9 protein-coding genes are annotated in these 13,879 nt (G+C 50.3%); 6 read left to right on the top strand and 3 right to left on the bottom strand.

Going from position 1 to position 13,879, the window contains the following annotated elements:
- The first annotated feature begins 13 nt into the window (after positions 1-13).
- The 4 genes from NSU01_RS19090 (at position 14) to NSU01_RS19075 (ending at position 4,375) form a co-directional block, all read left to right on the top strand.
- Entirely contained in the window at positions 14-988 is a 975-nt protein-coding gene (locus NSU01_RS19090; protein ID WP_076243018.1) for a S66 peptidase family protein, read from the top strand.
- A 327-nt stretch (positions 989-1,315) separates the two neighbouring features.
- Positions 1,316-2,110, top strand: coding sequence for a thymidylate synthase (thyA, locus tag NSU01_RS19085; protein ID WP_042137834.1), 795 nt, complete (start codon positions 1,316-1,318; stop codon positions 2,108-2,110).
- A gap of 49 nt (positions 2,111-2,159) precedes the next feature.
- Entirely contained in the window at positions 2,160-2,651 is a 492-nt protein-coding gene (locus NSU01_RS19080; protein ID WP_076243019.1) for a dihydrofolate reductase, read from the top strand.
- Positions 2,652-2,887: 236 nt separating this feature from the next.
- On the top strand, positions 2,888-4,375 hold the full coding sequence (locus NSU01_RS19075; protein ID WP_042137832.1) for a glutamate synthase subunit beta: 1,488 nt from the start codon (positions 2,888-2,890) through the stop codon (positions 4,373-4,375).
- 117 nt (positions 4,376-4,492) lie between these two features.
- Here the strand turns inward: NSU01_RS19075 and NSU01_RS19070 are convergent, their stop codons facing one another.
- The gene (locus NSU01_RS19070; protein ID WP_042137830.1) at positions 4,493-6,493 is read right to left on the bottom strand and encodes a methyl-accepting chemotaxis protein; all 2,001 of its coding nucleotides are present in this window, start codon (positions 6,491-6,493) and stop codon (positions 4,493-4,495) included.
- 579 nt (positions 6,494-7,072) lie between these two features.
- On the opposite strand from NSU01_RS19070, the gene NSU01_RS19065 reads away from it, so the two are divergent.
- Positions 7,073-8,776, top strand: coding sequence for a proline--tRNA ligase (locus tag NSU01_RS19065; RefSeq protein WP_076243020.1), 1,704 nt, complete (start codon positions 7,073-7,075; stop codon positions 8,774-8,776).
- A gap of 1,164 nt (positions 8,777-9,940) precedes the next feature.
- The gene (locus NSU01_RS19060; RefSeq protein ID WP_076243022.1) at positions 9,941-12,208 is read left to right on the top strand and encodes a type IA DNA topoisomerase; all 2,268 of its coding nucleotides are present in this window, start codon (positions 9,941-9,943) and stop codon (positions 12,206-12,208) included.
- Between the two features lie 76 nt (positions 12,209-12,284).
- On the opposite strand, the gene NSU01_RS19055 is transcribed toward NSU01_RS19060, so the two are convergent.
- Both NSU01_RS19055 and NSU01_RS19050 read right to left on the bottom strand, forming a co-directional pair.
- On the bottom strand, positions 12,285-13,028 hold the full coding sequence (locus NSU01_RS19055; RefSeq protein ID WP_042137822.1) for a DsbA family protein: 744 nt from the start codon (positions 13,026-13,028) through the stop codon (positions 12,285-12,287).
- 85 nt (positions 13,029-13,113) lie between these two features.
- Positions 13,114-13,866 (bottom strand): HAD family hydrolase, encoded by a 753-nt coding sequence (locus NSU01_RS19050; protein WP_042137820.1) that lies wholly within the window; start codon positions 13,864-13,866, stop codon positions 13,114-13,116.
- Between the last annotated feature and the right edge of the window lie 13 nt (positions 13,867-13,879).

Below are 13,879 nucleotides of genomic sequence, written 5' to 3'. Positions count from 1 at the left end.
GGGGAGTGGGATCATGCAAGCTGCGAAATTAATAACAGGGGACGAAATCAGAATTATATCACCGGCAAACAGCCTGGGGATCATAGCTAAAGATCAGCTCGAACATGCCACAAAACTGCTGGAGAAGCTTGGTTTTACGGTTTCTTTTGCCGGACATGCTTATGAACAAGATATCTTCGGCTCATCATCCGTTGCTTCCAGAGTAGAAGATATACATAATGCCTTCAGCGATCCCCAGGTCAAAGGAATATTGACAACCCTGGGCGGACATAACAGCAATCAGCTGCTGCGTGAACTTGATTATGACCTCATTGCGGCCAACCCCAAGCGGTTGTGCGGGTATTCAGATATTACTGTGCTGAGTAACGCAATATACGCCAAGACAGGCCTGCTCACCTATTCCGGACCCCATTTCTCCACTTTCGGCATGAAGCTCGGTAATGAGTATACTGTGGAGTGTTTCACGAAAATGATGATGGGTCATGAAGCCGTCACCGTAGAGCCCTCTGAACATTGGAGCGATGACGCTTGGTTTATAGATCAGGAGAACCGGGTTTTTGAAAAAAACAGCGGCCCTTATATCATTAACGAAGGCGAAACGGAGGGTACGCTGCTCGGCGGAAATCTGTGTACGCTCAGCCTGCTGCACGGAACGGAGTACATGCCGGATCTGGAAGGCTCGGTTCTGTTTCTGGAGGATGATTTCGAGGTCTATCCTGAAGTGTTTGACCGTGATCTGGTATCGCTGATTCAGCAGCCGGGGTTCTCAGGGGTCAAAGGACTGGCACTAGGCAGGTTTCAGCGGGGGGCGAGAATGAGCCGCGAGATCCTGCACACCATCATCAAATCCAAAAAGGAGCTGGAGGAGCTCCCCGTGATTGCTGATGTTAATTTTGGCCACGCATCGCCGATAATCACTTTTCCCATAGGAGGAAGAGCATCACTGCAAGCATTGCAGGAGAAGGTAGAGCTTAAGATATGGGAGTAGAGGAGGGCAGAGCATGATGAACAACGGGACAGAGCATGTGCTGGAGCTGCAGAGGGTGCTTAAGCAAATAATTACTAAACAGATTCCTGTACATGTTAGCTGTCTGCTCTTATCGCCGGATGAGTTGTAGACTCAAGAGTAATCATCATATTTTAGTGCGGGAATTCCGCTAGTTAATTCCCTCTATTATCAGGATTAGGAAAAACTGCTTTTGTCAGTATTTGCTGTCCGCAGGAAATAACATTTTCTGCGCGCGAACAAGTTACAAGCACGGGCAGGTCATGGTAAACTGGTATAAGAAAAAAAGAGAGTGGGGTGCGATACTGCTTGCGTAATTACTTGGATTTATTGCAGGATATACTGGACAACGGTACAGCCAAAGGCGACCGGACCGGCACAGGCACAGTGTCTGTATTCGGGCGTCAGCTCCGCTTCGATCTGTCGAAGGGATTTCCGCTGATGACCACCAAACGCATCCATCTGAAATCGGTGGTGCATGAGCTGCTCTGGTTCCTCAAAGGGGATACCAATACTTCTTATCTGAAGGAGAATGGAGTCTCCATCTGGGATGAATGGGCAGATGAGAACGGTGAGCTGGGACCGGTATACGGTTCACAGTGGCGGGCCTGGGAGAGCAAGGACGGTCGCCATATCGACCAGATTGCAAATGTTATTGAGTCGATTAAGCATAATCCGGATTCGCGCCGTCATATCGTCAGTGCCTGGAATGTAGGCGAGATTGAGCAGATGAAGCTACCGCCATGCCATTTTGTGTTTCAGTTCTATGTAGCGGGCGGGAAGCTCTCCTGTATGCTTACCATGCGTTCTGTGGACACGTTCCTGGGGCTTCCTTTTAACATAGCCAGCTACGCGCTGCTCACCCATATGGTGGCCCAGCAGACAGGGCTTGAGGTTGGTGAATTTATCTGGTCAGGCGGCGATGTGCATATATATACAAATCATATGGAGCAAGTGGCCACACAGCTCGCGCGGGAGCCTTACGCATTGCCGAAGCTCAATATCCGCCGGGTGCCTGACAGTATTTTTGATTATACGTTTGAGGATTTCGAGTTTACCGACTATGTCCATCATCCGGGGATCAAAGCGCCGGTTGCTATATAACCCTGTCCGGAAACCTAATCTATGATTTCATGGAAAAGAGGGCATGAATATGAGTATCACCATGATTTGGGCGATGGCTTCGAATGGTGTGATTGGTAAGAATAACGATATGCCCTGGCATTTGCCGCTGGATTTCGCTTATTTCAAAGCAGAGACTCTCGGCAAAAGAATGCTGATGGGCCGTAAAACATGGGACTCTCTAGGCGGGAAGCCGCTTAAAGGCCGCACCAGCCTTATTCTGACCCGGGACCACAGCTTTGCGCCGGAAGGTGCGGAGGTTGTACACTCGTTGGAAGAAGCCCTGGCAGAAGGCCGTAAAGAGGATGAGCTGATGGTGATCGGCGGAGCTGAGATCTACAGCCTGATGCTGCCTCATGCAGATAAGCTGCTGGTCACGCGGATTTACGCGGATATTGCGGGCGATACGAAGTTTCCGGACGTCAACTGGAGCCAGTGGAACGAAATCTCAAGTACACTGGGGATTCGCAATGAACAGAATCCTTATGATTACCGTTTTTTTGTATATGAACGCAGGGAGTAACGAAAAAGCGTTTTCTCTGACACAAGATGTGAAATAGTACAAATAATCAGCAGATTAGTCCATTACAGTGTGAAAGTATTGAATGCTACTATAATTAAAATTAGAAATGATATTTCACTAGGTAGTATAAAATATGCAGGTTCTTCACCTACGCTGCATTAGATATATTTCTGCCGCAGGTATGTTATAGTGTACTATACATCAACACGAAGAGAACGGATGGGGGAAACGTAAATATGTCTACACCTACTGGATTTATGGAGTATAAGCGCCAGCTCCCAGGGGACCGGGATCCCGAGCAGCGCATCAAGGATTGGGAAGAGTTCCATGAGCATCTGACCGAGGACGAGCTTCGGACCCAGGGTGCCCGCTGTATGGATTGTGGAACACCTTATTGCCATACCGGCATAGATATGAGCGGCGGTACCTCGGGCTGTCCGGTGCATAATCTTATTCCGGAATGGAATAATCTTGTCTACCGGGGATTGTGGAAGGAAGCGCTGGAACGCCTGCACAAGACGAATAATTTCCCGGAATTTACGGGCAGCATCTGCCCTGCACCCTGTGAGGGTTCATGTACCGTCGGCCTGATTGGCCAGCCTGTCACCATTAAGACCATTGAGCTGGCAATTGTAGACAAAGGCTTTGAAGAGGGTTGGGTGGTACCGAACCCTCCGGAGAAACGCACAGGCAAACGGGTTGCCATTGTCGGCTCCGGACCGGCAGGTTTGGCGGCAGCAGCTCAGCTGAACAAAGCGGGCCATACTGTGACGGTCTTTGAACGCAGTGACCGCATCGGCGGCCTCCTGATGTATGGTATCCCTACCATGAAGCTGGACAAACGTGTCGTGCAGCGCCGTGTGGATCTGCTGGCAGCGGAAGGCATCCAGTTCGTAGTGAACACGGAAATCGGCAAGGATATTCCGGCACAGCAGCTGGTGGATGAATATGATGCCGTTGTACTCTGCGGCGGAGCGACCAAAGCCAGACGCTTCAATGTAGAAGGCAATGAGCTGAATGGCGTAATGTACGCTATGGATTACCTTAACGGTACGATTAAGAGCTATCTGAATTCCAATCTGGAGGATGGCAACTATGTATCGGCTGCCGGCAAGGATGTTATCGTACTTGGCGGCGGGGACACGGGTTCCGACTGCGTGGCTACCTCATTGCGTCACGGCTGCAGCAGTATTACACAGTTCGGTACGCATGACAAGGCGCCGCTGGAGCGCGATCCGATTGCTAACCCATGGCCGCAATTCCCTAATGTCTATACGCTGGATTATGCCCAGCAGGAAGCCAAGGCGGTCTTCGGTGAAGATCCCCGTGAATTCTCCATCATGACTACGAAGTTTGTAGGCGATGAAGAAGGCAACCTCAAGGAGCTGCACACCGTGCAAATCCGCCGTATGGTGGACGAGACCGGACGGAAGATTTACCAGCCGGTTCCGGGAACTGAGGCTGTCTATCCCGCTCAGCTTGCGCTGATCGCGATCGGCTTCGACGGACCGGAGCAGGATATTATTGAGGAGCTCAAGCTGGATACGGACCGCCGCAGTAATGTAAAGGCCCGTTACGGTAAATTCAACACCAATGTGGATAAAGTATTCGCAGCCGGAGATATGCGCCGTGGACAGAGTCTGGTGGTCTGGGCGATCAACGAAGGCCGTGAAGCGGCACGTGAAGTGGATAGATATCTGATGGGTTCGACCGTACTCGTCTAGATAATAAGACAATGAGTTTTTAGCCTTAATATAATAAAATGCACAAAAAAACCGTCATCCCAGCATTTGCTGAGTGACGGTTTTTTTGTGCTGCTATAGGACTGTAATCTGTGTGAACTAGTCCTCCAGCTTGAAGCGTTCGATCTTAAGCTGCAGTGCTGCGGCCATCTTGGACAGCTCGGTGGAGGAGGAGGAGATTTCCTCCATGGAGGCAAGCTGCTGCTCGGTAGCCGCTGTTACGCTCTGGAATGCATCTGAAGTCGAACGCGAGATGCCGGAAATTTCATGAACAGAAGCAGCTACCTCCTGCGCACCGGCAGACATTTGCTCGGTAATGGCCGAGATGTCATGCAGCTGGCTGTTGATTTTGGTCGTAGAGTGCTCAATACTGATAAACGCTTCCTTAGCTTCGGCAGTAACCTGAATGCCCAAATCTACATCTGCTGCAACCGTATGCCGGATGGCTTCATAGGTCTGATCAATCAGCCGGGTCATCTGCAGCAGGGTGTCCTGGATATCTCCGGCGGTATTCTTCGATTGATCCGCCAGCTTCCGTACCTCAGTGGCGACTACAGCGAATCCTCTGCCATGTTCTCCGGCCCGGGCGGCTTCGATTCCGGCGTTCAGCGACAACAGGTTAGTCTGCACGGCAATAGCTGTAATTGCGCTGCTCATAGCCGAGACTTCGGTGTTCAGGCCATTTAATTGGCCGATCAGCTCCGAAGAATGGTGGGTGGAGGTACGGATGGCATCCATCTGCCGGCTGACCTGTTCGATCTTGAGGCTGCCGCTAAGCACGTCAGCTTCTGTATTGGCCGAAGAATCTACGATGGTGGCTGCAGCTTCTGCGATTTTTTGGATACCTGAGGACATTTCCTCCATCGCACGCGAGGTCTCAGCCATCGCTGAAGTCTGCGTTTCAGCACCTTCTGAAGATTCCTGCACGAGTCCGGTCACATAAGCAGTAGCTTTGGAGTTCTCCTCAGTCGTGGCTGTAAGCTGCTGGCTTGAAGAGGCAAGCTGTGCCGAAGTGTCTGAAATATCAGAAACGATACCGCGCAGAGAACCTACCATCAGATTATAATTCTCCGCCAGCTGGCCGATTTCGTCCGACCGGTTAATGTGAATCTGTTCGTTCAGATACCCTTCGCTCACCCGCTGCGCGGAACGGTTCAGACTGCGGATCGGATTCGTGATGGAGCGGATAATCAGGAACAATAAGGTCATGCTGACGATCAGAGACACAGCCAGTACAATTGCTCCTGTATTAATAATAGGCTGCGTCGCATCAGAGAATTCCTGGGTCGGAAGAATGCCGACAATCTTGAATCCGGTATTCGCATCGGTTGTATAGTAACCCCGCATATCCATGCCTGAATCCGGATTTGTATAGTCGAGATCTCCGCTTTCATTAACCAGCATCTCCACGACATAGTCTGCTACATCATCACCTGCAGCTTTTACGGGATGAGAGACGAACTTATGATTCCGGTCAACAATATAAAAATAGCCTGTTTCCCCTGGCGTGGTCTTGTTGATTTTCTCACTTAAGGCTTTCAGGTTAAGGCTGGTTGTAATCGCGCCCTGGCCATCCTTCAGCGTTTCCGAGATAAAGAGCGTATAGTTGCCGGTTGTTGCTGAGACAAAAGGGTCGATGATTGTGATTTTACCGGGATTCAGCAGGGTTGCCTTATACCAGTCTCTGGTGCGCGGATCATATTCCTGCTTCCCGGGATCGGGGGCTTTCATCCAGGCACCCTGATTATTGCCCACCGTTAAGATCTCCAGCTCGGGATGCGCCTTCATGAACAATTCAATCAGCGTACGCGTTTCCGGCGAATTTGCATCAATATCGGAAGAATTAATCTGCTGGCTTAGCAGATCTACATTTCGCATTGCGGCTGAAACATATTCGTTAATTGTACTTGCGACCAGATCCACACTGGAATGCGTGGCATCCTGCATTTTGATCTTCAATTGCTTGTTTGCACTGAAATAAGAGAAAGTACTTACGAGCAGGATGGGGATCACCAGCATAATACTGAATAGGATCATCATTTTTCTTTGCAGTGACCCTGACTTGGATTTTCGTTTAGAACGGTTGACGGATTTGGACATTGGAATGGTTCCCCCTCGGATACATGGAAATCGGCTTCTATATGAGAATGTAGCCGTTTCTTTGAATAACTCTACTCATATATTCGGTTTATCGACACAGTTTTTTCATATCTGAAGACGTCTGGAAAAAATATTTAATTGCATCATAGCTTTTCGCGAATGAAAGGGTATACAATTTACAAAATGTTGAATTTCAGCAGAATTGTGTTTTTTCAGTACGGGCTTGACGGGTACCGAAATATCGTATAGATTAAGTACAATATTTATAGTGTACAAAGCGTTGACCAAGGATCTATGTTTCCGTACCCGCCAGAACAGAGAGGGGATTCACCGGCTGAAAGGTCCCTCAAGTGCGCGTGAAGCATACCCTGCCTTGGAAGCTGCAGCTTATGGCGATATGTATAATGCTGCCGGCCCCGGCCGTTATCCGGATTTGAGGATCGCCAGGCTCTGTATGGCGGTTGAACCAGGGTGGTAACACGACGCATTCGTCCCTGACGGATGCGTCTTTTTTGCGTCCTTTTGGAGTTATTAAGCTGGGCACTAAAAATATTTATCGAAAGAAAGAGGCTGATCACTATGCGCCAAACCAATCTATTCGTCACAACTCTCCGCGAAGCCCCTGCTGAAGCGGAAACGATGAGCCACCAGCTGCTGCTGCGCGCCGGATACATCCGCCAGCTGGCGGCAGGAGTGTATACATATATGCCGCTGGGGCGGAGGGTACTCCGCAAGATTGAGAACATTGTCAGGGAAGAGATGGATGCCTCTGGAGCACAAGAGCTGCTTATGCCTTCTCTGCAGCCCGCAGAGCTCTGGAAAGAATCGGACCGATATGACGTGTACGGTAAGGAGCTTATGAAGCTGCAGGACCGTCATGAACGGGAATTTGTGCTTGGACCTACCCATGAAGAGGTAGTGACAGCACTTGTAAGGGATGAAATTAACTCCTACCGGCGCCTTCCCCTCACGGTGTATCAGATTCAGACGAAGTTCCGCGATGAACGACGTCCGCGTTCAGGGCTGCTGCGGGGCAGGGAGTTCCTCATGAAGGATGCCTACTCTTTTGACACAGGCTGGGAAGGTCTCGATATGAACTATGAGCAGATGTACAATGCCTACGGGCGGATATTTAACCGCTGCGGTCTGACCTACCGGGCAGTGCAGGCCAATGCCGGGGCTATCGGCGGAAAAGGCCAGAATCACGAATTTATGGCTCTGTCAGAGATTGGAGAGGATACGGTTGCGGTCTGCTCCATCTGCGATTATGCCGCAAATCTGGAGCAGGCTGAAGTACGCGGGGGAGCCGCATTCGAGGAGCGGGATTACAGCGGCATTCCTGTTCCTGTAAAGTTCCACACGCCTAATCAGAAGACGATCCAGCAGCTGGAGCAGGAGAGCCGGATTAAACCGCAGGATATTATCAAGACACTGATCTACACCGGCGGCGGCCGGTCCTTTGCCGTGCTGGTGCGGGGAGATCATGAGGTCAATGAACTGAAGGTGGAGAAGTATCTGGGCTGCGGTGAAATCGCATTGGCTGAGTATGATAGTGTGCAGGCGGCGGCCGGAGTTGAGAGCGGCTTTGTCGGTCCGGCCGGATTGTCTTTAACCATCCTGGTTGACGCAGCCGTTGCCGGCATGACAGAGGCGGTCACGGGTGCCGGGGAAAAAGATTACCATCTGCGTGGCGTAGTACCTGGCCGCGATTTCACGCTTGCGCATGTTGGGGATTTCCGCAACGCTGCTGCAGGTGATATCTGTCCGGAGTGTGGCGAAGGGAAGCTGGTGTTTCATCAGGGGATTGAGGTAGGGCATGTCTTCAAGCTCGGCACAGTCTATAGTGAGAAGCTTGGTGCGACCTTCTTAGATACGGCCGGGCGGAGCCAGCCTATGGTGATGGGCTGCTATGGTATCGGCATTTCGCGGCTCCTGTCATCAGTCGCAGAGCAGAATCACGATGACCAGGGGCTGATCTGGCCGGCGGCCATTGCTCCTTATACGGTTCATATTCTGCTGATGTCCGTGAAGGATGAGGGGCAGCGTGAGGTTGCTGAAGCCTTGTACGCACAGCTCACCGCCAACGGCATTGAGACGCTGCTGGATGACCGGGATGAGCGGGCCGGGGTCAAGTTTAAGGATTCCGGGCTGATCGGTATTCCGGTTGCTCTGGTCGTGGGCAAGGGGGCAGCAGAGCAGAAAGTCGAATATATGGACCGCCGAGCCGGGACCAAAGAAGTGATTGATATCAGTGAGGCTGTGGCGCGGGTGAGTCGGATCTAAGGTTTCATGAGCGGGACATGGTACAAACGCCGATTAAGGTTTCAATGGAACCTAATCGGCCTGCTGTATCTATCCAATATAAACAACTACCTCTATACTCCGAAACGCAGCAGGCAGTTCTTCCACAAGCGGATGGGCATTTTCAAAGAAATATTCTTTATCGGTATCCTTTAATATAAAATCCTGCACGAAATACAACATTCCTCTCATTAAAATGGCGTAAATTTAAAATGTTGTATGGAATGCAGCAATTCTCCGCCATTATGTGGCTAATCGGAACAATTCTTGTATTTTGTACAACAATCCACCAGCACGGCTGGGTATTTACGAATCAAAGCTGCACAACGTACAACATTTTGAATAACTCCGTTTGATTACCCATAACAAAAACTGCGTCTTTTACGTATATGTGTTTTTCACTCTTTTAGATATGAGTAAGTAAGGCAACCAGATCAGCATATAAGCCAATGAAGATATAACTCCCTGATATATATTTATTTCTTCATAGAATTCCTCCGGCATAAAATGAATACCCAGCAGCCAAAAAAGTGTTAAGCATTGAATAATGAAAGAGCTGATTATGTAAATTACAGATAACTTTTTGAACCATATACTATGCCTTATACAAAAATAGATAATGAATATAATCATAATACAGATGAACAAACTTAGGATGGTATCAACAATTAATGACGGATACAAGGATGAATTATAATATTCACTGTCTGGATCGGTGATTAGTTTGAATTCGTCAGAAATGATAATGGAGTAGTTATCAAGGGTACTTAATAGAAGTCTGATAAATTGTACGAACAAGCTAGCAGCAAACAGCACTAACCATCCGCCAAATCCTACATATGATTTTCTTGAAATGTTTTTATTCGCAATGAGTTCACCCTTAAGATCCGCATCGGCTGCAGGTTTTGCTGAATTTATGTAACTGAATTATATATCGCGAATAAATAGTGCGAAATGACATATTTAGATGTATCTATTGGAATGAGAAAATATTTATTGAACTGCGACTCAACCTGTGAGCTATAACCGCTAATTCCGCGGGTCTGAACTCAGTCTTCAAGTCAATACGTTAAAAAGTGGTGAAGTAATGGTATAATAGACTACTGGACGTATTTTGGAAGAACCATGGGTAAGGAGCGATTATTTTTGAAGACACTCATTATTGCGGAAAAACCGGACATGGGGCGGAATATCGCCGCCGCAATAGAACCGAAGGCCAAAAATTACCGTTCCTATCTGGAAGGGGAGCAGTACATTATCACCTGGGCGATCGGGCATCTGATTGGCCTGGCGGAGCCGGAAGCTTACGACAACAAATATAAAAAGTGGAACATTAATGATCTGCCGATCATTCCGGAGCAGTTCAAGCTGGTGCCGAATGCGCGGACGCTGGATCAGCTGAAGGTGATCGGAGAACTGGCGAAGCGAAGTGATCTGCTGGTCAATTCCTGTGATGCCGGGCGCGAAGGGCAGCATATTTTCTCGTTAATCCAGCGCCATCTGGAGCTCAGCCAGCCGGTCAAGCGGCTGTGGATTTCTGACCTGACACCGGAAACGATCCGCAAAGGGTTCCAGGAGCTGAAGGACGGCTCGGAATACGAGAACCTGACCAAAGCGGCAAGGGCACGCAGTGAAGCGGATTGGCTGATCGGGATGAACGGCTCGCGGGCATTTACGACCAAGCACAATGTGCTGCTGTCCGTAGGACGGGTGCAGACCCCCGTGCTTGCGCTGATTTATGACCGCCAGAAGACGATTGAGGCGTTCTCCTCATTGAAGTTTTTTGAGGTGGAGGGGCATTTCAGCCAGAATGAACTGAACTACAAGGGAATGTGGCAGGGGGACCGGCTTACTGACGGCGCCAAGGCAGAAGCTCTCGCAGCCAAAGTCAAGGGCAAGCCTGCCAGAATTGAATCGTATGAGGTTAAGGAAACCAAGGAATATCCGAACAAGCTGTATGATTTGACGCTGCTGCAGCGTGAGGCGAACGGGAAATATGCATTTTCGGCCAAAAAAACGCTGGATATTGCCCAGGCGCTCTATGAAAAGCATAAAGTGATATCCTATCCGCGTACCAACTCCAACTACGTGACGGAGCAGAATATCCCGGAGATGCACAAGACGCTGTCGGCACTGCAGGGTACACAGTACGATGAATGGGTGAAGGGTGCCAACCGCAACCTGGTCCATAAAGGCAATAAGTTTATCTGTAACCCGTCCAAGGTTGAGGATCACCATGCCATTCTGCCGACGAACCGCAAGGCGAACGGACTGAGCGCGGATGAGGCCAAGCTGTACGACCTGATCGTCCGCCGGTTCCTCTCCCAGTTCTATCCGGCTGCTGAATACAAGGTGCATACCGTAATCACCGAGGTGGAGAATGAGAAGTTCAAAACCACCGTCAAGGAGCTGCTCAGCCTGGGCTGGAAGGTGATTTACGGAGACCAGAAGAAGGACAAGTCCAAACCGGCCAAAGGCAAGGGCAAGGAGGATGAGGAGGACGAGGAGGTTGAGGTGAACGAGCCGTTCTCGATCTCAACAACGGATGAGGTGATCTGCAGTGACGCCATCGTTAAGGAGAAGGATACCCAGCCGCCGAAGCATTACACGGAAGGGACTTTGCTGAAGGCGATGGAAAGCGCAGGCAAGCAGATTGAGGATGAGGAGCTCCGCGATGCCATGAAGGATTCGGGGCTCGGCACTCCGGCGACACGGGCAGCAACCATTGAGCGGCTGAAGAATGTCGGCTACGTGGAGATGCAGGGTAAAAAAATAGCCATCACCCAAAAGGGGCGGACGGCGATTGAGCTGATCCGCGGTGCGGGCGTCGAACTGCTGACTTCGCCGGAAATGACCGGCCAGTGGGAGCGCCGCCTGAATGAGATTGCCCGCGGCACAGCCGCGGACGGCCAGTTCATGGAGAACGTCAAACGTTTCGCCTCCATGATCGTGGACAAGGTCCGGGTGCAGTCCCGTGCAGCCAAAACCTCCTTCGAAGGCGAAACCCCTTCGCTGAACGCCGGAGCCAAAGGACGCAGTGCGGGAGCTGCGCCCCGCAAAGCTGCGGACCGCAAAGCCGCCGACAAACCGGCTGTGGCAAGAAAACGCAGTGAGCCGGCTGCCGCGAAAGTAGATGATTCCGGGCCGAAGATAATCGGCAACTGCCCGCGGCCCGGCTGCGGCGGGATGATCTTCATGGGCCGCAAGGGCTACGGCTGCTCCCATTACAAGGAAGGCTGCAAATTCGTGATCTGGAAAGAAAATCACGGCCGCACGCTCACCGACGCCCAGGTGAAAGCATTGATCGAGAAGGGCAAGACCGGCAAGCTGAAGCTGGCTGCCGAAGACGGCTCTCCGCTGGAAGGCAAGCTGGTGCTGACCAACATGGATACAGGACAGCTGGCTGTGGAATAATTCATAAATGAAAAAAGCGCCCCGGCCAGTTTTTCCCGGCCGGGGCGCTTTTTATATGCTTTTACAGGCTGTGAATTTACTTAGCTTCTTGCAGTGCGCTGTCAATCGCAGCGCTTAAGCCTTCATAAGAGGAGTCAGGCAGCAGAACACCGTTCACCATGAACTTGGGCGTGCCGTTTACACCGTAAGCGCCGGCGATCTTGAAGTCTTCTTTTACATCGAACATATAGGTATGGTTCTTGACGTCCTGCTCGAACTGTCCGTAGTCGATGCCTTCGATGTTATCCTTAACGAATTTCAGGATGAACTTCTGCGTAGCCCAGATCTTGCTCTCATCCCCCTGATTGGCATAGAGCTTATGGACATATTCCCAGAACTTCTCGTTGCTCTGCTTGTATATGGCTTCACCTGCACTGGCGGCAAGATAGGAGTCCCGGTCAATGAAGGCAAAGTTCATGAAGTAGAACTGTGCTATTCCGGTATCCACGTAATCCTTGATGAACGTATCCAGATAGGTTGCGGTCCATTTTTTGCAGGCTGGACATTTGAAATCGGCAAACTCAATGACCTTCACCTTAGCATCTTCCTTGCCCAGATGAGGCTGTTTCTCATATTTCAGCCCGTCAACAACGATTGTTCCCTTCACATCTGTGTAATTGGGCAGGCCCTCGAGTTCGGCTGAACCGGATGACTTGCTGCCTGTAGTGATGAAGAACAGTAAAACCACCAGAAGAACCACAATGACTGCAAGCAACATGGGGAGCAGACGTTTGTTACCCGTGGAATTCTTGGAATTCTTAGATTTCATAGGTTTGTTCATTGCCTACCTCCTGCGCGGGATGAAAATCTACTCAAATAGTATAATCATACCCGCAGCAGGCTGCATATGTCATTTGTAACACCAGTCAGCCGTGATGCTTGCGCAGGGCAGCCGAACGGATCACCGGCGGTACCTCATGAATTGCTGAAATGGTCATGACCGACTGCTGCATTTCACGCTGAAGCTCAATCAGGTTGTAGAGCCACTCATTCTGTTGCTTCAGATAGATGCTGTTAATGCCGGCAGTCAGCGCGGGAAGCACGTCCGTCCGCAGGGAGTTGCCGATCATCCAGGTTATTTTGCGGTCGAAATTGTAAGTGGTCAGGATATTCTCAAGCGCCTCCACATTCTTATGCTGGCGGATGTAGATCCGGTCATCGAAGTAGGCGTCCAGCTTCATTTGGGCGATTTTGCGCTGCTGGATGGAATCATCTCCGCCAGTGTAGAGGTACAGGGAATGACCATCCTGCTTCAAGGTATCGAGGGTTTCCACCATACCCGGGTAGGCTTCAACCTCCTGATCGTATACGCTCAGGCCGAGCTTCATCAGCTGCTGCTCCTCGAACGGATCGGTCTTGCGGTTAAATTTGGCGGCGAAATAACGGTATGTGGCAATCAGGGATTTCGGGAAATTATCGCTGGCCAGTCCGCTGGTGCTGACTGTTTCTACATCGATTTCTACCTGCTTGGTGCGGAACTCGCTCATGGTCGGTCCGTAATCACTGAACCAGTCCGACATAAGCTCGAAATACCGGCCTAGAATGAGGTCAAAATATTTGTTGCAGTGCACCAGGGTGTCGTCCAGATCGAAGATTACTTGTTGTGTCAAATATTTCATACTGCTCACTCCT

Origin of the sequence: Paenibacillus sp. FSL H8-0259 (genome assembly GCF_037963255.1) — a bacterium.
Lineage (GTDB): Bacteria > Bacillota > Bacilli > Paenibacillales > Paenibacillaceae > Paenibacillus_AQ > Paenibacillus_AQ phytohabitans.
This window is presented reverse-complemented; position numbering and strand designations above follow the sequence as displayed.